This window comes from Ruegeria arenilitoris (assembly GCF_013035315.1).
GTDB lineage: Bacteria > Pseudomonadota > Alphaproteobacteria > Rhodobacterales > Rhodobacteraceae > Ruegeria > Ruegeria arenilitoris_D.
Genome location: NZ_WQHP01000015.1, coordinates 21,479 through 43,260 on the forward strand (window position 1 = coordinate 21,479; position 21,782 = coordinate 43,260).

Genomic DNA, 21,782 nt, shown 5'->3' on the forward strand with positions numbered 1-21,782 from the left:
CAACTCAGGACCCGCACAACGGCCGATCCAAGGGGTAAGCGTTGGTAGCGAATTTCCCCAGTTGTCTGCAGATATGGAACGACGGCTTTCGCGGATTCTATTCGGCATAGCCAGAGTTCGATGCTAGCGTATGCATAATTTCATTCATCTACTTGCAATTGACTACTCGCTGATTTGGAGGATTTGTCATGCCAGACGTAACTCGCCGCACCTTGCTTCGCCTTTTTTCCGGTGCCTCATCATCGGCTCTGCTTATTCCTTCCAAAGCTGTTTGGGCAGGAACTACAAATCTTCAAGACATAACCGGGGGGTCCTTTGCGCTGCCGGAGATCACCGTTTTCCCCGCCCGTGCGATCATTACGATGGACCCCGATACCCCACGCGCCGAGGCCGTTGCGGTTGTAGGGGACCGGATTGCAGCAGTGGGCAGCCGGGCTGAAATTGATGCGCTTGTCGGTGACCAGCCATTTCGCGTCGTTGAGGCCTTTGCCGACAAGGTGATCCTGCCCGGGTTTGTCGAGCAACACGTTCATCCCGTTCTGGCGGCGCTGACCATGACAACCCACGTCATATCCATCGAACCCTGGGACGCCGAAGAAGGTTTCTCTGCACAAGTCCGAGACCCCGACGGGTATCGCGAACGTCTGCTAGCGGCCCTTGCAGCACACGACGATGCCAACGAGACGTTCGTGACCTGGGGCTATCACCACTACATGCATGGCGACATGAGCCGCGCGATCCTGGACGAGCTTGCACCCGATTTTCCGGCAATTGTCTGGCATCGCTCGTGCCACGAGTTCTTTTTGAACACTAAAGTCATGGAACTCTACGGAGTTGATGAGGCGTGGTTTTCCACTCTCTCACCCAGCGCTGCGGCGCAAGGAAATCTGGAGAACGGGCATTTCTATGAACAAGGCGGAATGGCGCTGCTCGACCTGATCGCGCCAGCGATTGCGACGCCCGAGCGGATGAAGGCCGGGCTGGAATATTCGATCGACTATTACCACAAAAGTGGCGTGACGACGGCCTGCGAACCAGGCGGGTTCTTTTCGAAGGCCCTGCAAGATGCGGTGAATGCGGTGTATTCATCAGACGCAACCCCGTTCAATCACTACTTCATCGGCGATGGCAAATCCTTTGTTTTGCCCAATATGGACGATCCCGCGGCGGTGATTAAAATGGCCGAGTCGGTCTATGATTGGGGCACCGGCCGAACCCGATACCTGCAGAAGCAGATCAAACTGTTTACTGATGGTGCCATCTATAGCCAGCTTATGCAGATGCGAGATGGATATACTGACGGGCATGAAGGCGCGTGGATCATCGACCCGGATGTATTCACCTATGCGTTTCAGACCTTCTGGGATGCCGGATGGCAAATCCATATTCACAACAATGGTGACGCCGGTATGGACGTGCTGCTCGACAACCTCGAGACGGCATTGCGTCGTAACCCGCGTTATGACCATCGCACGGTTCTTGTTCACTTTGGATTCGCGGCCCCGGATCAGATCGAGCGCGCGGCCCGGTTGGGTGCAATGGTCAGCGCCAATCCATACTATGTAACCGCACTTGCGGGACGTTATGGAGACATCGGTATCGGACCCGAACGCAATGCGCGGATGGTACCGCTGGGCGAAGTCGAAGCTCTTGGCGTCCCGATGTCCTTCCATTCCGACATGCCGATGGCCCCCGCCAAACCTCTGCAGCTGGCGTCCTCGGCGCTGAACAGAAGAACGCTGGAGGGTGACGTTGTCGGGCCGGATCAAAGAGTAAGCGTCGATACGGCGCTTAAGGCGATCACCATCGACTCGGCCTATACAATTCAGTTGGAGGATGAGATCGGATCGATAACACCGGGCAAACTGGCCAACTTTACGATCCTTGAGGAAGACCCATACGAAGTGGCCGTGGAACAGTTCGACAAGATTCCAATCTGGGGAACGGTCCTTGAGGGCAGGCTGCAACCCGTCGAAACGGCCGACGGCACAACAATCGCGAACCCGGCTGCCGAATTTTGTATCGAGCAAGGCGGGCGTTATGAAATTCGTAAAGATGCAAGCGGTGCTACGCAGGGCATCTGCATCTTGAAGGGCGGCACTGAAATCGACGCGTGGGAATACCTGCGTCGAGAACGCGCCAAACTGGCACCAACCTCTGCTCCGGGCCGTATCGCGCAGTCCTTACAAGAGGGTTTGGACCAACGCGCTCGGATGCGTCTCATGATGTCTCGTGCGTATTCCGATCTGGGACTGTGCACCACGGACGCTGCAATGCGGGACAAGCTTTGCCAGGCGGTTTCGAATGCGCTCGGCTGACATAGCTTCGGAGCCGTATCGCAAGTTCGGTCGGTCCACCAAGGGAATTCTTTAGGGCGAGGGCGCATAGCGCCAGTAGGCCTACATTGGCTTGCACTCTTGAAAATCTGCGTGGCGTTGGGTCAAGCTAGGTGCAAAGGCCAGTTTGATGAACCGAACACAGGACCCTGAATGCGGCTGATCCGAAGTTTCCTTATTGTGGCGGCAGTTATTGCACTTGCCGTGGTCGGGTTAAGGTGGACGTTTCCACTCCCCCAGCAAAATTTCTCTGCAGAAGTAACAAAACAAGAGGCCGATTGGTCCGGCCCCTTGGGGGCGACAATCAAAAACGCGCTTGAGCGAAACCCCGGACTGGACGGCGTACGACCATTGGGCAATGGCCGCGCAGCTTTTGCGGCGCGTGCCATCCTTGCGAAAGAAGCGACATCATCAATCGACGCTCAGTACTACATCTGGCAGGACGATGTGACGGGGCTGATGCTTCTTGACGAGTTGAGGGCCGCCGCAGAACGCGGCGTGCGGGTCAGGCTGCTGGTCGACGACAACGGTATCTCGGGAATGGATCAGTTGCTTGCCGAGCTCGATGCCCTGCCGAACGCGCATGTGCGTATTTTCAACCCGTTTACACTTAGGAACCCCAAACTCCTGTCCTATGCTTTCGATTTCAGCCGTCTGAACAGGCGCATGCATAACAAGTCGATGACAGTGGATGGAGTGGCGACGGTTGTCGGCGGTCGTAACATCGGTGACATCTACTTCGACTACGGGGCCGGGACGCACTACCTCGACGTGGACGCGATCGCCATCGGCCCGATTGTGGATGAGGTTTCGCAGTCCTTCGACGCATATTGGAACAGCGCTTCATCCTATGACGCTGATCTCTTTTTGGACCCGCCAATCGAACAAAGCCTGAAAGCCAAAGCCGAGGCCGCGCGCCAAACCGCCGTTGGCGCAGGCTATCAGCAAGCGATCCGTGACAATGAACTGGCCGACCGAATAGCTGCGCGCGAGCTGAAATTCGATTGGAGCGAGGTCACCCTTTTTGTCGACGACCCGGCAAAGGGTTTGGGTGAAGTTCAACGTGAAGACCTGATCGTCGAACAACTGATCGAGTTCGCCCAAGGTTCAAAAACTTCACTGGACCTGGTCTCGGCTTACTTCATACCCGGCGAGCGTGGCGCAGAAGTTCTTGAAGGGCTCGCCAAGTCCGGAGTGAAGGTTCGTGTCCTGACCAACTCGCTGGATGCCACGGATGTTATGCCGGTTCACGCAGCGTATATGCGGTATCGGGACGGCCTGCTGAACAGCGGCGTAGAACTGTTGGAGCTTCGCGCCTTGCGACAGGAACACAGCGAAAGAAGCCTGCCCGAGATGCTGGCGGGGTCGGCGTCGGGTCTTCACGCAAAGGTCTTTGGGTCCGACGGTGAGCGGATATTCATAGGGTCTTACAACCTTGACCCACGATCCGCACGGCTCAATACCGAGATGGGCCTTTTGATCGAAAGCCCAGCGATTGCGGCATCCCTTGCCTCTCAACTGAGTAAACCGGAATTTTCCTATCGCGTAGAACTCGACGATGATGGTCAGATGATCTGGCTGCAGGAAGAAGCAGACGGAACCGTCACCGTGCATTCGGCGGATCCTGAAACCAGCGGCTTCCAGCGCGCCCTCACGGCGGTCGTCAGGTGGCTGCCGGTTGAGTGGATGCTTTGACCGGTTTGGCATTGGTCATAAAGGGCAACTACTGAATGCGATGGCCCAAGTCCGGGATTTGACGCCGCGCACCCAAATCTTGGATGCGCGGCTGGGGCGTTTACTCGCTGCGCACGATTTCCGTGTAAGCGCCATTCAGGTTGAGTGTGACGGTAACCGCCTCATCATCCCTGTTGCGCCAGAACCAACCGTGCTCTCCCGCGAAGGGCGCGACCATTTCGCCGGCACCCTCAGTGGCACCGCGGCCTTTTTCATAGGTATGCGACTGCCCGCCGCCATGCGCGTGTAGATCAAAGTTGATGCGTCCGCCGTCCGCGATCCACTCAAACTGCGTTTGCGCACCTTCATCCATCACCAGCTTCACCTCGGTGAATTCATCCGGCTCAAGCGTGAAAGTGATCGTATCTTGCCAAGCCTGCTGAGCATATGCGGTACCGACGAACAGGCCCAACAGGTCGTTCAACAGGCCCGAAGACTGATCAGACCCATGAAGCTGTTGGTCCTGCTCTACTTCGTCTGCCAGTTCCTGCTTGATCTCACCCATTTCGGTTAGTCCGAGAACACCGCCAGCTCCGGTCGGGTCGATCCCGTATTCCGCAGGCAAAACGACGGCGACAAGAATTGCCACTGCGCTAACAGCGGCAATGATCGTGGACCGAAGAAGCTGGGCCGAGCTTGGCAATTCTTCGAGGCTTGGTTTTTTTGCATTAAACATCTGTGGTTATCCTTATGCGGCCACGAAATAGCCGGTGATTTGGTATCCCATCAGCACGAAACCGATGGTCATCATGACGACGTTGACGGTGTAGGCCTGCTGGAAGAACTTGGCACTTTTCCTCCAGTACCCCATGACGATGAGGATGGCGGCGAGGGCCAGAAGCTGCCCAATCTCGACGCCGACGTTGAACGCCAGGAGGTTGGGCAAAAGCCCGTCTGGCGCGATCTGGTAGTCCAGGATCTTTGTGGCCAAGCCGGTGCCGTGGAACAGCCCAAAGATGAACGTCGCCGCCTTGGTGTTTGGCTGAATGCCGAACCACCGCTGATAGGCACCAAGATTATCGAGCGCCTTGTAGACGACGGACAGGCCAATAATGGCGTCGACGATGTATGAGCTGATACCCCAGCCAAACCAGACGCCCGCGAGCATCGTTATTGAATGGCCCACGGCAAAAAGACTTACGTAGACCGCAACGTCTTTCGACCGATAGAGGAAAAAGACAACGCCCAGCAGGAACAGGATGTGGTCATAGCCCGTGACCATGTGCTTGGCCCCGAGATACATGAAGGGGATTATGTGCACCCCCCATATTTCCTGGATGTAGCCAGCGTCGCCGGGCGTCACGTCATGCGCCAGGGCTGTGCTGGTGGACATCAGCAGCATGGATAGAATGAAGAACGCAAGACGCTTAGAACAGCGCCTAACGCCCTCGATGAGGGTTTTCATAGGGAAACTCCGCTTTGAATTTGGATTGATCAGTGATGCGCACGAAATGCGCGGTGCCGATCAAGCGCGAGGAGGTCTCTCTATTCTGAACTGACGGGTGGGGCCGCGGACTGAGCTTGGCATCAACCGAGCCTCGCCCATGTGTACGTCGGGCGCAGAACCGGGGCCATTTGAAAGAAACGCCTGGTTGTGGTCGTGATCCGCCACATCGTGGCTGTGGCCATGCATCGCCCAATACAGGTCTTCTTCAAACCCATGCGAATGACCGTGATCCTCAACCATTTCAAGATGGTCCTGAATCGTCTCAAAAACGGCTGGCGCATGAGAAAACGACGGCGTCACGGACCACACAACCATAGACAGGCAGAGCACAGCCAAACCAGCTCTCAACATGTACGCGTACGCCTGTTTCATCACATATGTCTGCCCGTTGGTCGCGGCATCTACACCGCCGTAGCGGTTCTAATTTCTACTACAGCCGTCTGTTGGCGCGTTTAGAACGCTACGTTCCTGCTATCGATTTTGCTCCTAAATTTCAAGTGTGCTTGCCCCCCAAACTCGGTGTCGGATTACATCCTTCCGAAATCTTCTTTGAGTTCTGCGACTTGTTCTGCATCCAACATCCGGGCTGGCAGACCCCGCAGCGCCGCGAGAAGCTTGGCTGTTTCTTCCAACTCTTCAGCTGCACAGACCGCTGAGAAGAGGTCCTTTCCCGAGACGACGGGACCGTGATTGGCCAACAGAACCGCACGATACTTGCCGCCCAGTTCGCGGATCAAATCACCAGACTTCGGGTCGCCCGGCTTGACATATGGAACCAGTTTGACGGTGCCTACGCGCATGACCACGTATGGTGTAAGCGGTGGAATACAGTCATTGGGATCGGTGTCTTCCAGACACGACAGAGCGGTGGCCCAGGTCGAATGCAAATGCACCACAGCGCCAGCTTCTGGCCGCGTCTCATAGAAGGCTTGGTGCAGAAAGACTTCCTTGGTCGGCTTGTCGCCGGAGACGTGGTTGCCATCCAAATCAATCTTGGCAATTCGCTCAGGGTCAACATTGCCCAAAGTCGAGTTGGTGGGCGTCATAAGGATGCCATCATGCAGACGGGCAGAAACATTGCCAGCAGTGCCTACGGAGAAGCCACGCGCAAAAAGCGAGGCGCACAGATCCGACATCTGCCGTCGCAGCGCCAGTTCTTCAGAACTCATCTGCCTGACTCCATCATTCTCAGCGCTTTTGCGAAAAAGTCAGGAGCGCCAAAGTTTCCAGATTTTAGGGCCAGCGCAACGGGTTCAGGTTTTCCCACGCTCAGGACAGGCACGCCCGGGTCGATCTCTGGCCCAATTGACATGGCCGGTGACCCCAGTGCCTCAGATACGGCCTGGGCAACAGCTCCCGATGTCTCTCCTCCTGCCACCACAAGACGCCTGTACCCTGTCTTGGCAAGTTGTCGTGCTATATCTGCAAAGAGATTGTCCAACCTGTCCGCAACTGCTTCCTGACCAAATTGATTTTGGATCGCTCGTACATCCTCCGGGCTTCCCGATGAGTATGCGAGCGGTGCCTGATCGGGATGCGCTTCGAAGAAATCCAGAAGCGTTTGCGTGGTCACATCCCCGGACATGACACTTGGCACATCAATGGCGAAGGACGGATGGGATTGCGAATGAACATCAATCTGCCCACGTGTTGCACCCGAGCACGACCCGGCAAGGATAGCGGCGGGCCCAGTGACACCTGTAAACACACTGCCACCTCTTTTGGACGAAGCTTTTCTGACGAAGTTTCTGGGTAAACCCAATGCTATCCCCGACCCGCCAGTAACGAGCTTGGCGTCCTTCAGAGCCTCACCCCAGGCCAGCAAATCCTCGTCCGAAATCGCATCGCCGATCACAAAGCGTTCGTCGGCGTTCTGCAAAGCAGCAAAAATCGCCTCCGGTCCTTGCTTTACGGTGTCAACTGACACCAACCCGACCGTTTCTTCGGTCTGATGCTGCAACCATCGCCGGATGTTGGCATCCGTCATCGGAGTGAGAGGGTGGTTTTCCATCCCGGATTCATGCAACAGCTTACCGAGTACAAAGAGATGACCGTAATAGACAGTGCGCCCCGTTGTCGGAAAGGCCGGACAGAAAACCACCTTTTGCGCACCCAGGTCGTTGGCCAGTGCTTCCGCAACGGGGCCGATATTTCCTTCCGTCGTGGAGTCAAAGGTCGAGCAATATTTGAAGATGAACTGCTGGCAACCTTGGTCCGCGAGCCACCGCAAGGCACTCAGACTGTCTGCGACAGCTTCCTCGACAGGTGCAGTGCGGCTCTTGAGCGAGACTACGCCTGCTTCGATCTCCTCGTCGGCTGGGGTTGTTGGAATACCCGGGAACTGTGCCGTTCGTAACCCACCTTCTGGCTGTACACCCTTCGCCAAGGTGTTCGCGATATCACTCGCACCGGTAAAGTCGTCCGCTATGACGCCGATTTTCATAATTTGATGTCCCTGATTGGCCCGGGATCCAGCCTATGGATATGCGGTGCCGCTCCGACGGGAAAAACCTCACGCACAAGTGGATCATGGCCTGGCACGATAAGTCGAGGGTGCGAGGCCAACTTTTCGAGCGTCTCAAAACCATCCATCATGTCTTGCAGGTCGACGACGATGGGAAAGGCTTTGCGAGCCATGAAATTCTCGTAATAATGCGAGGCATCAGAGGCGAGTACCATCCACCCGGCCGCCGTTCTTACGCGCGCGCATTGCAACCCGCGCGAATGCCCACCGATGCAGTGCACCGTGATCCCATCTGCAATCTCGGCTTCTCCGTCGTAGAACACGACTTTGCCCGAATAGAGACGCTTTACGACCTCGCAGACATGTCCAGCCGTGAAAGGCGCACGCAGGTGATCATGGCACATGCAGGGACCTGTAGCGAAGGCCATTTCCGCGGATTGCATATGCAACTTTGCGTTGGGGAACATATGCAGCCCCCCCGCGTGGTCATAATGAAGATGGGTCACTATAACCTCGGTCACCGCTTCCGGCGAAATGCCTAAGGGCCGCAGAGCCTCGCGAGGATCCATCGCAATGGGACGACCACGGGCAGCTGCCTCATCGGAGTCGTAGCCAGTATCGACCAGAATGACTTTGTTGCCGCGTTTGAGCACCCAAACGAAATAATCCATCGCATGAGGCGCGTCGTGATTATCATCGATGATGAAACTATCAGCGCGCGTCCGGGCATTTCGATCCGCGTATTTCACCGCGTGGATTTCCCAATCGTTCATCGGATGACCTCGGAATACTGGTGAACCACCTTGGTGGCGATCATATCAGCCACTGCCGTCTCGAAGGACTGAAAATGCGCGCTTTCGAGGTGGGCAGAGAACGCCGCGCTGTCATCATAAACCTCATAGAGAAAAACTGTCTCGGGATCGTCGCCGAGACAAACGTCAAACTGGCGGCATCCGATTTCTTCACGCAAGGAGGTTGAAGCGTTTTCGACCATAAGCGGCAAGAAGATATCTCTGTTACCGTGCTTAAGAGTGAAGGTGACAGTAACCACAAACATCAGACAGAAAGTCCTTTCAGACGTGAGAAAGCGCGCTTCGCAACGGGCAGTTGGCTGAGGATTAGACCAATGTTGAGCACCAGCAGAGTGGCCGCACCGGGTCGGGAAAAGAAGACCGAAAGATCCCCGTCCGACAAGAACAGCGACCGCCGAAAGGTTTCGTCAAACAGGCTGCCCAGAATAACCCCGATCACCAACGGCGCGATTGGGTACTTCATTAGGTTCATGAAATAGGCAACAGCACCGACGCCAAGCATCAGGTAGAGATCATTGATGCCACCACCGACGCTGAAAGACCCAATTGTTGTCAGAACCATAACGACGGGCAAGAAGATGGTCTGCGGGATGGCAAGGATTTTGATAAATACCCGAGCGGTGAAAAGCCCCATAAGAAACATTGTCAGGGATGCTAGAACCAAGATCGCAACCACGCGCAGAATGATCTCGGGATCAATCGTCGGCCCCGGGATCACATTGTTGATCTTGAAAGCCCCCATCAAAGCGGCGGCTGGTGGTGAGCCAGGAATGCCCAACACCAAAAGTGGGATTAGCGCGCCGCCAATACAGGCGTTATTTGCTGTTTCGGAGCACAGCAGACCTTCCAATGACCCTTTTCCAAACTTGTCGCCCTCGGCAGAAACGGTCTTGCCAACACCGTAGCTGACCCAACCGGCGACATCTTCGCCGACGCCAGGAAGCGCTCCTACCCCAGTTCCAATCACTCCTGACCGGCCAATGGTGGGCAGGTAGCGTCGGATGGAACGTAGGTTCGGAAGAATGCGGCCTTTCAGGGCCAGAACTTTCCCGGCCTCAACGTGCCTCAAACCGTCAATGATTTGGGGAATGGCAAAGGCCCCCATCAAAACTGGCACAACCTGAAACCCGCTCATCAGGTAAGACCAACCGAAAGTATAGCGCGGCTCAGACAACAGAGGGTCGAGGCCCACCATGGACATCGCAAGCCCAATCAGACCGGCGATCCATCCCTTAATCACCAGGTCTTCGCTCATCAAAGTGCCAGAAAGCAAAATGCCGAACAGGGCCAGCAATGCTTTCTCCGGGCTTGCGATGTTCTTTGAAACCAAAAGCAGAGCCCACACGAAAATCAAAAGAGTGATGGTCCCGATAACTGTGCCAATGAAGCTGGCCGTCGTGGTCAGCCCTAGTGCTTCGCCCCCTCGACCCGCTTTGGCCAGAGGGAAGCCATCCATGGCCGTCGCCGCGCTGGCTGCCGTGCCCGGAATGTTCAGCAAAATAGACGGGTAAGAGCCGCCGTAGATCGCGCCGACATAGGCCCCGAGCAAAGCGACGAGCGAATAGTCGAGCGGGATTTTGTTGCCGAAGAAGCCCGTCAGGATCGTCACGGCCAGGGTTGCCGTAAGGCCGGGCAATGCGCCGAACGTGATGCCCAGGAACACGGATGCAATCAAATACAGATAGGTCAGCGGGTCCACTGCCAGACCCGCGAGCGCAGAGCCAAATCCAGCCAGTTGCGAAAGGATAAATTCCATCCGGTCAGTCTTTCCATAACGGACGAAGCGTCACGTAGTAGTGGTATTCGATTTGCTTGAAGATCAGCCCGCCGCGCGCGGGCACGTTCTGCCGGAAAACAAACGCCATCGCGCAAACAAGGATCAGCGGGGCCAATATCGCGATTAGTGGCACGAACCGCAGAACGGGTTCAGAGGCCGCTTTGGTCAGCAGAAAAAGCGTCAACGCGACCCAAACGGCCAATGTGAACCAATCATCACTGTGTGCATTCCAGTCCGCCTGCGTAGGAAACACGACGAACGCGTACAATCCGGCGGCGGCGACGGCGATGCAGGCCACCAACGCACGCCGAGCATGGCCGCCGTAGTACCCGTAGGTCAAAGCTGTAATCAGCAAACCAGAGCACAGAATGAAGTCCACTCTGGGAACGAGCCCCACGACATATGCAAAAAGGATCAGGCCTATTGTTGAAGCTCGATAGGCTTCCGACTGGTCCCATCCAATCCCCAAAGCCGTAAGTGCGTTTTGTGCTCCACCTGAACGGATCGAAATAGCCAGCAAGACGAGGGACAAAACAAGTAATCCACCGAAGATGAACAGCGGTACAATTGCAGCCGAGTTGTACCAATCAGATCCACTTACACCTGCGCGGTTTTCACCCCAAAGCGGGATGTCCGACGTCTTCCAAAGGAAAAAGGTGGAAATTGCTATCAGACCAATCGATGCCCAGAAATCGCGCGCCCGCATGATCAGTGTATCGTCAGGTTTGTCCATTGCTTGCCTCTTGTCGGAAAGGGCGCGATCAGGCGCGCCCTTTCAAAAGTGATCGGATTATGGCTTCTCGATACCCAGCGACGCCGGATCGACGGTCGCTGCGCCCAGATCTTGCAAGGTATAGGCAAAGGTAGCTTCGAGGTTCGCAAACAGCTCTTGAGCTTCTTCGCCGTGTTGACCACCGACATCATAATTGTTTGCAGAGGCCCATTCAGCCACGGTGTCGGAGGCAATCGCTTGCTCGAAGGCATCACCAAGCGCGGCCTTTACGTCGTCCCCGGCTGAACTGTGAACTGCAAACCCGATGGCCTGCTTGAGCGGCAAATACTGATCGAGACCGTCATAAATACCAAAGGCAGAAGGCACTGTTGCCCCTGCAATCTGCGCATCTTCGGGCGTCAACATCGCAAGCGGTTTAAGTTGACCGCCTTCGATCAACGGGGCCTGTTCAGCTAGAGAAGTCACAACCAATGCAACTTCACCCGCTATCGCTGCTTCCTGCCCTGGCGCTGAGCCTTTGTATGGAACAAACTTGAATTCTACACCGGACCCTTTTTCGATGGCCAGAAGGTTCAAGTGGTGGATCGAACCTGCGCCGGAAGCCGCAGCCGGAATAGTCCCAGGAGCAGCTTTCGCAGCGTCGACCAGTTCTTCCAGAGTATTGTAAGGGCTGTCTGCCGGAACCGAGATCAGATCAGGTGATCCGCCAACGATGAACGGATACCAAAAATCAAATTTCTTATCCCAACCACCCTGCACGGCAGCGGTGACGTTAGACTCTGACAGACCAACCAATGTGTAGCCATCGTCTGGTTGGTTCATGACGTAGACCATGCCGTTGGAGCCCGCGACCCCACCTGTTTGATTGATCACATTGATCGAAACCGGAAGATGTTTTTCCATCTCGGCCATGATCATTCGGTTGATCGTATCCGTCCCGCCACCGGCCCCCCAGACCACAGCTGTGGTGATATCACGATAGGGATAATCCTGCGCAACAGATGCCCCTGCAATCCCGGTCGACATCACGGCTGCGGCCGCCAACCGCCCTAGCTTTAGTTTCATCTCCAAGTCCTCCCAAACATCTTTGCGTTTATTATTGCATTAATTTGCGTATACATTAAAGAATGCGTTGTCAACGGACTGTAGTGAAGGCTGCTATCGCGCTATGAATGCGAAACGGGAAGGAAGCGGGCTAAGATGAAGAAAAGTTATGATGTGGCAGTGTTCCACGGGGACGGAATCGGCCCTGAAATTATGGCCCCTACGCTTGAAATCCTGCGTCAGCTCTCGCGCGGCAGCCCTTCCTACGAACTGGTGTTTACAGATGCTCCGGCAGGCGCAGGCCACTACGCCAAAACTGGAGAATCCTTTCCGGCTGGATCACTCGAAACCGCACGTAGCGCTGACGCGATTCTGCTGTCGGCAATGGGCTTGCCGGATGTTCGATACCCTGACGGAACCGAGATTTCACCGCAGATTGATCTGCGAAAGCAACTGGGACTTTTCGCTGGTGTACGGCCAGTAAAGGTAAGCAGTGGACAAATGACCCCCTTGGCGCTGCCTCCCGGAAAAGAGATCGACTTTGTCTTGATACGCGAAAGCACAGAAGGGCTGTTCTTCACCCAAGGCGCTGGTGAAGTTACCGAACACGATGCGCGTGAGACCCTGCTGATCACTCGTGAGGTGTCCGAAAAACTGTTTCGTTTCGCGTTTGAACTCGCCCAGAACCGAAAGGATTCTAGGCGTGGCCGGGGACGGGTTACATGTGTCGACAAAGCCAATGTATTCCGCGCCTTTGCATTCTTCAGATCGATGTTTGATGCAGAAGCCGCCCACCATCCCGATTTGCAGGCAGACCATGCTTATGTTGATGCCACCGCACTGTGGATGGTCCAAAAACCTTGGGAGTTTGATGTCTTGGTGACCGAGAACATGTTCGGAGACATCCTCTCCGACCTTGGTGCAGGTCTGATGGGCGGTCTTGGACTGGCTCCGTCAGCGGATATCGGGTTGAATCACGCTGTATTCCAACCCTGCCATGGTTCCGCTCCAGACATTGCAGGACAGGGTATTGCCAACCCCTTTGCGATGATCCTGTCCGCAGCAATGATGCTTGAATGGTTGGGTTTGACCCATGATCACCCAGGCCTGTCCAACGACGGCGAACGATTGCGTGAAGCCGTAGAAAAAGTGATTGCGAATGGACAGAACCTGACGCGTGACCTAGGTGGCACCGCCGGAACGCAGGACGCAGCCTCATCGGTATTGGAAGCATTGCGGGCATGAATACTCAAGAAGCTATCAGAGTCGCGTGTGTGGGTGCGGGGTATTTCAGCAAGTTCCACTACGAAAGCTGGTCCCGAATGCCCGGAGCGGTTCCGGTTGCATCCTGCAACCGTGATATCAGCAAGGCGAAAGAAACAGGACTGGCCGCTTACGATGATCTGTCAAAAATGCTGGAGGCGGAAAAACCAGATCTCGTGGACATCATTCTTCCACCTGTGGCGCAAGCCGACGCTATTCGAACTGCGCTGCATTCGGGCATAAAATGGCTGATCTGCCAAAAACCTTTCTGCATGTCTCTGAATGAAGCGGAGAAGATCGTTTCAGAGGCTGAAGCGGTAGGTGCAATTATTGTCGTGCATGAGAATTTTCGCTTTCAGCCTTGGTATCGTGCAATCAAGGTGGCGATGACCGAGGGTCGAATTGGAACACCTCTACAAGCGACTTTCCGGCTTCGGCCCGGCGACGGACAGGGACCGCGAGCCTACCTTGACCGGCAGCCGTACTTTCAGGAAATGCCACGTTTCCTAGTTCATGAGACAGCGGTTCACTGGGTAGACACATTCCGATTTTTCTTTGATGCGCCCAGCGCAGTTTATGCGGACTTGCGCCAAGTTAACCCCGTTATCGCGGGCGAGGACGCAGGTTACATCCTGTTTGACCACCCCAACGGTTTGAAAGCTCTGTTCGATGGCAACAGATGCCTTGACCACAGCGCCAAAAACCCGCGTCAGACCATGGGCGAAGCTCTCATCGAAGGAACGGAAGGATCACTGGTTCTTTACGGCGACGGTTCCGTTGACCTCCGCGCGTTTGGAAAACAGGAGAGACAGCAGATTCTACCCCCGAGCGATCATGATGGATTTGGAGGAGACTGCGTCCACGCCTTGCAAAGTCACGTCATTTCGGGCCTTCTACTGGGCACGCCGTTGGAAAACACGGCTCGAGACTATTTGGATGTGATCCGCATTGAAGAGAATATCTATCTCTCAGCTGCGGAAGGACGAAAAATCAACCTGGAGACACCGTGAAGGATCAGGACGCAAAAACTCTTTCCAATACACAACGCGCTGTTAGGGATTTGCGGCGGATGATCCTGTCTGGCGAACTTGCGGCCGGAACTGACCATCTGGAGTCGGAACTCGCCGAGACCCTTGGCATGTCCCGCACCCCGATACGGGAAGCTGCGCTGATGTTGGAAAGTAAGGGGTTGCTGGAAATGCGGCCCCGAAAGGGCGTTCGGATACTGCCTGTTTCATCAGATGATATGCGTGAGATTTACGACATACTGACGGAACTTGAGAGTCTCGCGGCACAGCGCGCTGCCGAGGCGGGCTATTCAGAAGATGAACTGGCGGTACTCGCTGGATCAATTGCGAAGATGGACCAAGCCATCGAAGCCGAAGACCTTGAAGCCTGGGCAGAGGCAGACGAGTTGTTTCATCAGGAGCTCGTTCGGTTGGGCGGCAACAAACGGGTCGAAGCGATTGTTGCCATGATGAGCGACCAAGTGCGCCGCGCACGCGCAACGACGTTGTTCATCAGGCCCCTACCCGTTAAATCCAATGAAGATCACCGGGTTGTTTTTCAAGCGATTAGTGAAGGTCGACCGGGTGTTGCCCGTGAACGTCATCGAGAACACAGGCTGCAAGCGCAGGCTATGCTTTGCGGGATACTAGAGAAGCACCGACTCAACAGCCTCTGATCTTCTCGCATCCAGTCGTTAATCAACTAAAACAACTGCTTCTTTTTGGCACCAAAGGCGCTCCGAGTACTTGTACACCGCGATAATCGGCGGTTGCGTCCAGCGGCTCAAATATTCTTTTTTCAAATCATTCAACCAATCACTGCACCGAATGGGCTTGAAATAGTTCGATTTCGCATTAATTTAGTTCGATATCGTACTATCGGAGACTCAAGATGCCAAATCGAAGACGTTTTCTCAAGATTCTAGGCGGCGGCACAATTCTGGCGGCAACGGGCGCGGGCGCGTTCCTCGCTACGCGCACGCCGCATGACGCACTGGCTCCGTGGACGCCAAAACCGTATGACGACCCACGCAAGACTGCTTTGTCCTACGCAATTCTCGCCCCCAATCCACACAACTTGCAACCTTGGCTGGTCGAGTTCGTTGGGCAAGACAAGGTGCGCATCCACCGTGATCCTGATCGCGAGCTTCCGGAAACCGATCCTTACCACCGCCAGCTCTATATTGGTCTCGGTGCATTTGTTGAGACGATGCTACTGGCAGCAGGTGCACAGGGATTTGATACCGAGGTCACGTTACTGCCCGATGGAGATGACGGACCTATCGCAGAAGCAGTGTTTGTTCCCGGCGGAGCGCCCGATCCACTCTCAGATCAAATCCTCAAACGACATTCAAACAAGGAACCGTACACTGAAAAGCGCCTCTCTGCCGATCAAGTGTCTACGCTTGGCAACTATGCAACTTTGATTACCGATGAAGATTTGGTGGCCCGTATTCAAGACCTTACGAAACGCGGCTTCGAAATCGAAATGCGAACGCCGCAGACCCTGAAGGAATCCGTCGACCTGATGCGGATCGGGAAAGCAGAAATCAACGCCAACCCGGACGGGATTGAACTGCGTGATCCCATGCTGGAAACGCTGCGACTTGCCGGCCTGTTGGACAACGAGACCCTGATGAACGTTGACCACCCAGGCACTCAGTCACACATGCGAGGCTACTTCGCCATGCTAGACGCGACGCCGCAATACGCAGTCCTCACGACGGCTACAAACACGCGAAGCGATCAACTCGATGCCGGGCGTCAATTGATGCGTTTTTACTTGAAGACAACTGAAATGGGGCTAGGCGTGCATCCCGTTAGTCAAGCCCTTCAGGAATATCCCGAGATGGCCGATGAATACGCTCTGGCGCATGAGCTTCTTGCGTCACCGGGCCACACGGTGCAAATGTTGCTGCGTTTGGGGTATGGACCCGAGCCAATTGCCACACCCCGCTGGCCGCTGGAGACACGAATTCTGAATGAAGCCTGAAGATGAGACCAACGAAGTCTACCGGTTCTTCACCGAGGTCGGGATCATCAATCAGTTGATCTCGACCAAGCTGGAAACGTTTTTACCCGGCCGAATGACTGCCACTCAATTTGGGATACTAGGGCATCTAGTTCGTCGTCCTGACGGGGAAACTCCGCTGCAACTTTCGAACGCGTTTCAAGTGCCCAAGACTTCGATGACCCACATGCTCGCCAGCCTTGAAAACCATGCTCTGATCACTCTTGAAACCAACCCCAATGACAAGCGTTCCAAAATTGCCCGTTCGACGCCGCAAGGCACGGAGTTTTTGAGAGTTTGTACGGAACAAATGTCGGAAGCCCTTTATCCACTTTTGTCGGAACTCGGGTCCGATCCGTTTCATAGTTCGCTGCCGAATCTGATGCTCATACGCGAAGCGCTGGACCAAGAACGGGACTAAGTCGAACCGGCGTCATCCAAAGCACGAACTCAAACAATCAAAACACCATGCAATCTGCTCCCACTGGCAGCGGCGACGACCCTCGAAGCAATTTGGGCGTTCCGTCTAAGTCGCCAACCGATGACATAGGATTTGCGAAATCAACACGAGCAAACGAAACAACCTAAGGCTTCATAGAACAGGCTTGCAATCGCGTGCCCTGGCGTAGTCACCTAGGACACAGGGTTGGAGGAAGCTTATGGCGCGATGGAAGTTCGTGGTTTGTGTTTGTTGCGCGCTGTCTCTTGCCGCTTGCGCTCCAAAAACCCGCACATATGAAAAGACGGTGTCGGCTTCGCTGCCAGCGACTTCAGGGAAAGCTCTGAGCAAGGCGGCCAATCGCCTTGGGAATCCCAAAGACGGTCGGTCAGGCGTCAAGCTAATCAGTGATGGCGAAGAAGCGCTCGTCTCAAGGCTGTTGTTGGCGGCTGCGGCCGAGCGAACGATAGACGCGCAATACTACCTTCTGCACAACGATCCAACGGGTCACCTTTTTGCAGCCAGTCTATTGCAGGCCGCAGATCGGGGTGTTCGTGTCCGATTGTTGCTGGATGACATGGATACGTCCAGCTATGACGCGATGACAGCCGCATTGGACAATCACGAGAATATTGAAATCAGGCTGTTCAATCCGTTTTGGCGCGATCAGAGCCTTTTGTTCGCGGGTCTGACAGACTTCAAACGCATCAACCGCAGAATGCACAACAAGTCCATGACGGCGGACAACGTGTTCACGATAGTGGGTGGCAGAAACATCGGTGCCGAGTATTTTTTGGCGCGGAAAGAAATGAATTACGCCGATCTGGATGTGCTGGCCGCAGGCCCAGTTGTACGCGAGGTGTCGCAAAGCTTTGACGCATACTGGAACAGCGAATTCGCCGTTCCGGCTCGTGTGGTCGTTGGAGAACCGCAGGAATTTGACCTAGCTGATGCACGAGTCCGGTTGACCGAACTGGTCGAGGAAGCGAAGCAAACGCAGTACGGCGCTGCCCTCAGAAAATCAGCGCAAGAGAACTTCGCGGATGGAGCCTTGTCACTGGATTGGCTGCCTGCGAAGCTTTATGCTGATCCGCCATCAAAGGCCGCGGGTCTTGAGAATTCAGACCCCATTCTTGCGTCTCAGTTGCTTCCGTATTTTGAAAATGCCAGCAGTGAGGTGAACATCGTCTCTGCCTATTTCGTGCCGCGCAACAACGGTGTCAAATGGTTGACCGAATTGGAAAGCCGTGGCGTCGACGTAAAGGTTGTAACCAATTCACTTGCATCTAACGACGTCGCACCCGTTTACGCACACTACGCTAAAAAACGCCGAGCACTTTTACGCGGTGGAGTAGAACTCTACGAACTGCGCCCCGACGCCTATCAGGTCCAACGCCGGGGCATTAACTGGGCTCAATCTCGATCAGGCCTACACTCCAAGGCATTTGCAGTTGATGACCGATACTTGTTCGTAGGGTCGTTCAACTGGGACCCGCGGTCTGTCAACATCAACACCGAAATGGGAATTCTGATTGACTCGCCAGCATTGACCGCACGGACTATGGGTGCCTTGGACGACGCGCTACCCGCATACACATATAACGTGACGCTTGAGCAAGCTGGTCAGCTTAAGTGGACAACCAGAGGCGATGATGGCAACGTCCTTGAGTATCAATCTGAACCGACAGGATCAGCTTGGGATCACATAGTTTCCGGTTTCCTAAGTATTTTACCAATTGGGTCACAGCTATAGGTTTGTTGACAAATAATCTGATGGCGTGTCGCCCTTCTCGCACACGCGGCTACACCGAATGGGAAACACCCTGACGTATTTCGGGCCATCGCCTAGGCACCTTCAGTAAAAACCAATCTCGCTGACATCTACACGGGCGTCGTGATCGCGCCCGTAGGCGACAATCCCGACTGAGGTGATTTCGTTAGCGACGGGAGTAGCGCGCAATATGGCACCTGAAGCCTTAAAGTTTGACAAAGGTAAAGAAACCTCCGTCCATGCGTCAGAAGTTACGAACTCGGCCTGATAGTATTGCCAAGGTAGCACCGTGCCACGTGTCCTGAGGTGAACGAAGTATTGCTCGCCGTTGCCCCGCACCACGAACCTGACGCCTAATACACCCTCATCTGGTCTAACTGGCAATTTGCGTCGGAACTGGATGAAGCCGCCGTTGTTTTCTGTGCTCACGGTTCCGACCAACCGCGCGAATGCTACATCACCTTCCGAACGAAACTGCACCTGCCCCGAAGAGACCCCTCCCATGACGGTGTCAGCAACATAGTCCCATCGCGCCTCCGGAGATTTGGAGAAGTCTTCAGTTAGTTTTCCATCAGCCTGAACCATTGTGCATCCAATGATAACAAGACCTGAAACAAGCCCAACGAATTTGGCGCGCATATTGTTCCTTCTCAGTTCAGTATCGCAATGGAAAGGTTCAGCGCCGAAGCAAAAGCCACCCACGCCAAGTAAGGCAAGAAGGCTAGGGCGGAAACCCGATCCGAGTTCTTGACCCGAGCAATGAAGATGCCGATCACGATCAGCAACGCGACAATGACCACAAGGGCCAACCACGGCATTTGCAGTACGAAAAAGGTTGGGGACCACAAAAAGTTCAGACCCATCTGCGCCCACCAGAGCTTCATGGCAGACGAGCTTCGGTCTGCTTCGAACTGGCGCCAACCCGTAATGGCGATCAGGACGTAAAGCACAGTCCAAACCGGCCCAAAAATCCAATTTGGTGGGTTGAAAACGGGTTTGGAAAGCTGCGCATACCAATCGCCAGGTGCGGTCAGTATCCCAATCAGGATGCCGCCTCCCATAACGAAGGCAAGAAATACTATGCGGATCAACCAATTCGACATTGTGGGGAAGCTTTCAGCAGTCCTTGGTCGTGACGTTGACAAGCGCTTCGGAAGTGAAGGTTGCAGTATTGGTCTCGTCCGCATCGGCAAATGACACTGTGGCGCCTTCGATCTCGGACCCGGTTACGGTGATTTCGCGTTGCCCGATTGTATCATCTACATCGATGGTGAAGGCGAGTTTGTCACCGATCGCGAGGGAGGTGATCTCAAGTTCAATTGTATTTTGCCCGTCCACGACCAAAGGAAGTTGCCGCAGTGCATCAACACCCTCAACAAATTCGAGCGGTTGGTAAACCTCTACGCCCGCGCCATTTTCGGCGACATCGAAAATCAAACGTCCGGTTGATTGCGACAAGTCAATTTTGAGGGTCGAAGCTTCGACTTCGCAAGTTCCAACATTTGTCAGTACAAAGCGATCCTTGGGTGCGCCTTCTATGAAACGAATTTGAACACCGGCTTGAAGCGAAGTGGCAGCGAATAACCCAAAGGTCGCCGCAAGAATGATGGTCGGGAGCATATCTATCTCTTTGCTAAAAGGTTGCTGATAGATACGCGCCGGCGCGTTTCTTGGATCAGACTTAACGTTGCACGATTTGGCCATGGGCATTCATAACAGAGAGAACCCATCGATCAAATAGTGTTCCGTGGCACATCTGCTACGCAAACGCAGTTTACTCCCATACGCTAGTAGACGAGCGCCAAGTCTTAGTTTTCCCATCCCAGACACTGGCCGTGACACAAGGCGTTGGGTTTATTCCGTCGCAATTGGATCCATGAATATCCGCAATGACAATGCGTTGACGCCCGAAGCCAACGACCGTCCAGCCCTGGTTGAGCAAGGAGTGCACCTCTTCGCTAATCCAAAAGTGCGACATGCATCCGCCAGTTCCGCAATAAAGAGATGCGGCGCTTGAACACGCGAAACCAGACTCATTCAGAACCCAGTCGCGTTGCAAATCTCCGTCGAGATCGACCCTTTCAACCGCCCCCCAATCTAAGTCAAACTGACCGTCGTTGAAGTCCGCGCAGGCTCGCGCCGCCAGATCAACCTTCGCCTGCAAACCGGGCGGAAGTTGCGATACATCGGCCGCGACAGTTGGTGAGGTCCAAACAAAGCCCGAAGCAAGCACAATCCCGGCGACCAAACATTTCATCTGAAGCGCTATTTTGAAAGCTCGTTGGCAGGAGGTATCAATTGCACTGATCATACCTGTAGTCCCCATATTCAAGCCAGTTTGCCGAGCCTTCGCTAAAAATCAGAAATTCGGACCTGTCTTCACCAAGAAGGGCGATGACAAATCCGGCCGGTGGCTTAGAGTTTCCGAAGTAGCTGTAGGCTGTCATGGCTCTGATCAACTCGCCGTTAACCGTTACTCGCGCGTCCCACTCTCCGTCCGGGTTGTCCAAAATTACGGGTTCGATCACGCGCTCTATCGCTCCGCCACCACAATAGGCGATGCCTTCGGGGGGTTCGTAGGAGGCCTCTTGGCTAGGATCTGAGTCGCATGCGGAACTAAGGGACCGAATTGCCGCGCTGGAACCCTTCAAGTCAAAGATTCCGTAGCTGACATCTTGATCAATCATCGACAGATTAACCGATGCATTGGCCGCAAGCTGGTCCAGTACAAAACCATAGTCCTCCTGACTATTGAAACTGATCTCGACGGGATAGTTGTCGACGGTCTGCACGGCAGCGTTTTCTGCGCCAACCTGAAATGCCCCAACTTCGGTGGTGCCGTTCTTCAAAAAACGAATGGAAAGCCCTTGCTTCTGCACAATGTCCTGGCTGTCCTCGTATCCAGCCGGAGCAAAGCGGATACGGTCACACTGAAGTTCCAGTG

Annotated in this window: 23 protein-coding genes; 8 read left to right on the forward strand and 15 right to left on the reverse strand. The window is 54.7% G+C overall.

Going from position 1 to position 21,782, the window contains the following annotated elements; all coding sequences use genetic code 11:
* Positions 1–188 precede the first annotated feature (188 nt).
* On the forward strand, positions 189–2,318 hold the full coding sequence (locus tag GOV53_RS20600) for an amidohydrolase family protein (protein ID WP_170470233.1): 2,130 nt from the start codon (positions 189–191) through the stop codon (positions 2,316–2,318).
* A 171-nt stretch (positions 2,319–2,489) separates the two neighbouring features.
* Positions 2,490–4,031: a phospholipase D family protein gene (locus GOV53_RS20605; protein ID WP_170470236.1), complete on the forward strand. Its 1,542-nt coding sequence runs from the start codon at positions 2,490–2,492 to the stop codon at positions 4,029–4,031.
* Between the two features lie 100 nt (positions 4,032–4,131).
* Here the strand turns inward: GOV53_RS20605 and GOV53_RS20610 are convergent, their stop codons facing one another.
* The 10 genes from GOV53_RS20610 to GOV53_RS20655 form a co-directional block, all read right to left on the reverse strand.
* The gene (locus tag GOV53_RS20610) at positions 4,132–4,746 is read right to left on the reverse strand and encodes a transmembrane anchor protein (protein ID WP_170470239.1); all 615 of its coding nucleotides are present in this window, start codon (positions 4,744–4,746) and stop codon (positions 4,132–4,134) included.
* 12 nt (positions 4,747–4,758) lie between these two features.
* Positions 4,759–5,412, reverse strand: a complete 654-nt coding sequence (locus GOV53_RS20615) for a HupE/UreJ family protein (protein ID WP_367648815.1) — start codon at positions 5,410–5,412, stop codon at positions 4,759–4,761.
* A 123-nt stretch (positions 5,413–5,535) separates the two neighbouring features.
* Positions 5,536–5,889, reverse strand: coding sequence for a hypothetical protein (locus GOV53_RS20620; RefSeq protein ID WP_170470245.1), 354 nt, complete (start codon positions 5,887–5,889; stop codon positions 5,536–5,538).
* A gap of 155 nt (positions 5,890–6,044) precedes the next feature.
* Positions 6,045–6,686: a 3-oxo-tetronate 4-phosphate decarboxylase gene (gene otnC, locus GOV53_RS20625; RefSeq protein WP_170470248.1), complete on the reverse strand. Its 642-nt coding sequence runs from the start codon at positions 6,684–6,686 to the stop codon at positions 6,045–6,047.
* Positions 6,683–7,960: a 3-oxo-tetronate kinase gene (gene otnK / locus GOV53_RS20630; RefSeq protein WP_170470251.1), complete on the reverse strand. Its 1,278-nt coding sequence runs from the start codon at positions 7,958–7,960 to the stop codon at positions 6,683–6,685. The genes otnC and otnK overlap by 4 nt, the downstream gene beginning before the upstream one ends.
* Positions 7,957–8,754, reverse strand: coding sequence for an N-acyl homoserine lactonase family protein (locus tag GOV53_RS20635; RefSeq protein ID WP_170470254.1), 798 nt, complete (start codon positions 8,752–8,754; stop codon positions 7,957–7,959). Before GOV53_RS20635 ends, otnK begins: the two co-directional genes overlap by 4 nt.
* Complete coding sequence (locus GOV53_RS20640) at positions 8,751–9,038, reverse strand: putative quinol monooxygenase (RefSeq protein WP_170470256.1); 288 nt, start codon at positions 9,036–9,038, stop codon at positions 8,751–8,753. The genes GOV53_RS20635 and GOV53_RS20640 overlap by 4 nt, the downstream gene beginning before the upstream one ends.
* Entirely contained in the window at positions 9,038–10,549 is a 1,512-nt protein-coding gene (locus tag GOV53_RS20645) for a tripartite tricarboxylate transporter permease (protein ID WP_170470259.1), read from the reverse strand. Before GOV53_RS20645 ends, GOV53_RS20640 begins: the two co-directional genes overlap by 1 nt.
* A 4-nt stretch (positions 10,550–10,553) precedes the next feature.
* On the reverse strand, positions 10,554–11,303 hold the full coding sequence (locus GOV53_RS20650) for a hypothetical protein (RefSeq protein ID WP_170470262.1): 750 nt from the start codon (positions 11,301–11,303) through the stop codon (positions 10,554–10,556).
* Positions 11,304–11,360: 57 nt separating this feature from the next.
* Positions 11,361–12,368, reverse strand: a complete 1,008-nt coding sequence (locus tag GOV53_RS20655; RefSeq protein WP_170470265.1) for a Bug family tripartite tricarboxylate transporter substrate binding protein — start codon at positions 12,366–12,368, stop codon at positions 11,361–11,363.
* Positions 12,369–12,503: 135 nt separating this feature from the next.
* Here GOV53_RS20655 and GOV53_RS20660 point away from each other — a divergent pair, with 135 nt between their 5' ends.
* The 6 genes from GOV53_RS20660 to GOV53_RS20685 all read left to right on the forward strand — a co-directional run bounded on the left by GOV53_RS20660 (position 12,504) and on the right by GOV53_RS20685 (position 18,820).
* Positions 12,504–13,592, forward strand: coding sequence for an isocitrate/isopropylmalate dehydrogenase family protein (locus GOV53_RS20660; RefSeq protein WP_170470268.1), 1,089 nt, complete (start codon positions 12,504–12,506; stop codon positions 13,590–13,592).
* Entirely contained in the window at positions 13,589–14,620 is a 1,032-nt protein-coding gene (locus GOV53_RS20665; protein ID WP_170470271.1) for a Gfo/Idh/MocA family protein, read from the forward strand. Before GOV53_RS20660 ends, GOV53_RS20665 begins: the two co-directional genes overlap by 4 nt.
* On the forward strand, positions 14,617–15,294 hold the full coding sequence (locus GOV53_RS21575) for a GntR family transcriptional regulator (protein WP_170470274.1): 678 nt from the start codon (positions 14,617–14,619) through the stop codon (positions 15,292–15,294). Before GOV53_RS20665 ends, GOV53_RS21575 begins: the two co-directional genes overlap by 4 nt.
* Before the next feature lie 215 nt (positions 15,295–15,509).
* Positions 15,510–16,610 (forward strand): Acg family FMN-binding oxidoreductase, encoded by a 1,101-nt coding sequence (locus tag GOV53_RS20675; protein WP_170470277.1) that lies wholly within the window; start codon positions 15,510–15,512, stop codon positions 16,608–16,610.
* The gene (locus GOV53_RS20680) at positions 16,600–17,049 is read left to right on the forward strand and encodes a MarR family winged helix-turn-helix transcriptional regulator (protein ID WP_217361271.1); all 450 of its coding nucleotides are present in this window, start codon (positions 16,600–16,602) and stop codon (positions 17,047–17,049) included. Before GOV53_RS20675 ends, GOV53_RS20680 begins: the two co-directional genes overlap by 11 nt.
* Positions 17,050–17,374: 325 nt before the next feature.
* A complete protein-coding gene (locus GOV53_RS20685; RefSeq protein ID WP_367648813.1) occupies positions 17,375–18,820 on the forward strand; it encodes a phospholipase D family protein in 1,446 nt (481 codons plus the stop codon).
* A 102-nt stretch (positions 18,821–18,922) separates the two neighbouring features.
* Here the strand turns inward: GOV53_RS20685 and GOV53_RS20690 are convergent, their stop codons facing one another.
* The 5 genes from GOV53_RS20690 to GOV53_RS20710 form a co-directional block, all read right to left on the reverse strand.
* A complete protein-coding gene (locus GOV53_RS20690) occupies positions 18,923–19,477 on the reverse strand; it encodes a CIA30 family protein (protein WP_170470283.1) in 555 nt (184 codons plus the stop codon).
* Positions 19,478–19,488: 11 nt separating this feature from the next.
* Positions 19,489–19,941, reverse strand: coding sequence for a TspO/MBR family protein (locus tag GOV53_RS20695; RefSeq protein ID WP_170470286.1), 453 nt, complete (start codon positions 19,939–19,941; stop codon positions 19,489–19,491).
* Between the two features lie 13 nt (positions 19,942–19,954).
* Positions 19,955–20,548 (reverse strand): aggregation factor core, encoded by a 594-nt coding sequence (locus GOV53_RS20700; RefSeq protein WP_170470289.1) that lies wholly within the window; start codon positions 20,546–20,548, stop codon positions 19,955–19,957.
* Between the two features lie 64 nt (positions 20,549–20,612).
* A complete protein-coding gene (locus GOV53_RS20705) occupies positions 20,613–21,149 on the reverse strand; it encodes a hypothetical protein (RefSeq protein WP_170470291.1) in 537 nt (178 codons plus the stop codon).
* Positions 21,133–21,782: hypothetical protein (locus tag GOV53_RS20710; RefSeq protein WP_170470294.1), on the reverse strand; the 650-nt coding region annotated here is incomplete at its 5' end. The genes GOV53_RS20710 and GOV53_RS20705, both read right to left, overlap by 17 nt.

Bases quoted from the DNA above. Each gene is read 5' to 3' on its own strand.
- GOV53_RS20680 (WP_217361271.1), top strand. From the start codon at position 16,600: ATGAAGCCTGAAGATGAGACCAACGAAGTCTACCGGTTCTTCACCGAG.
- GOV53_RS20655 (WP_170470265.1), bottom strand. From the start codon at position 12,368: ATGAAACTAAAGCTAGGGCGGTTGGCGGCCGCAGCCGTGATGTCGACC.
- GOV53_RS20695 (WP_170470286.1), bottom strand. From the start codon at position 19,941: ATGTCGAATTGGTTGATCCGCATAGTATTTCTTGCCTTCGTTATGGGA.
- GOV53_RS20640 (WP_170470256.1), bottom strand. From the start codon at position 9,038: ATGTTTGTGGTTACTGTCACCTTCACTCTTAAGCACGGTAACAGAGAT.
- GOV53_RS20660 (WP_170470268.1), top strand. From the start codon at position 12,504: ATGAAGAAAAGTTATGATGTGGCAGTGTTCCACGGGGACGGAATCGGC.
- GOV53_RS20610 (WP_170470239.1), bottom strand. From the start codon at position 4,746: ATGTTTAATGCAAAAAAACCAAGCCTCGAAGAATTGCCAAGCTCGGCC.
- GOV53_RS20635 (WP_170470254.1), bottom strand. From the start codon at position 8,754: ATGAACGATTGGGAAATCCACGCGGTGAAATACGCGGATCGAAATGCC.
- GOV53_RS20700 (WP_170470289.1), bottom strand. From the start codon at position 20,548: ATGCCCATGGCCAAATCGTGCAACGTTAAGTCTGATCCAAGAAACGCG.
- otnK (WP_170470251.1), bottom strand. From the start codon at position 7,960: ATGAAAATCGGCGTCATAGCGGACGACTTTACCGGTGCGAGTGATATC.
- GOV53_RS20665 (WP_170470271.1), top strand. From the start codon at position 13,589: ATGAATACTCAAGAAGCTATCAGAGTCGCGTGTGTGGGTGCGGGGTAT.
- GOV53_RS20690 (WP_170470283.1), bottom strand. From the start codon at position 19,477: ATGCGCGCCAAATTCGTTGGGCTTGTTTCAGGTCTTGTTATCATTGGA.
- GOV53_RS20650 (WP_170470262.1), bottom strand. From the start codon at position 11,303: ATGGACAAACCTGACGATACACTGATCATGCGGGCGCGCGATTTCTGG.
- GOV53_RS20615 (WP_367648815.1), bottom strand. From the start codon at position 5,412: ATGCTGCTGATGTCCACCAGCACAGCCCTGGCGCATGACGTGACGCCC.
- GOV53_RS20605 (WP_170470236.1), top strand. From the start codon at position 2,490: ATGCGGCTGATCCGAAGTTTCCTTATTGTGGCGGCAGTTATTGCACTT.
- GOV53_RS20620 (WP_170470245.1), bottom strand. From the start codon at position 5,889: ATGAAACAGGCGTACGCGTACATGTTGAGAGCTGGTTTGGCTGTGCTC.
- GOV53_RS20600 (WP_170470233.1), top strand. From the start codon at position 189: ATGCCAGACGTAACTCGCCGCACCTTGCTTCGCCTTTTTTCCGGTGCC.
- GOV53_RS20675 (WP_170470277.1), top strand. From the start codon at position 15,510: ATGCCAAATCGAAGACGTTTTCTCAAGATTCTAGGCGGCGGCACAATT.
- otnC (WP_170470248.1), bottom strand. From the start codon at position 6,686: ATGAGTTCTGAAGAACTGGCGCTGCGACGGCAGATGTCGGATCTGTGC.
- GOV53_RS20645 (WP_170470259.1), bottom strand. From the start codon at position 10,549: ATGGAATTTATCCTTTCGCAACTGGCTGGATTTGGCTCTGCGCTCGCG.
- GOV53_RS20705 (WP_170470291.1), bottom strand. From the start codon at position 21,149: ATGATCAGTGCAATTGATACCTCCTGCCAACGAGCTTTCAAAATAGCG.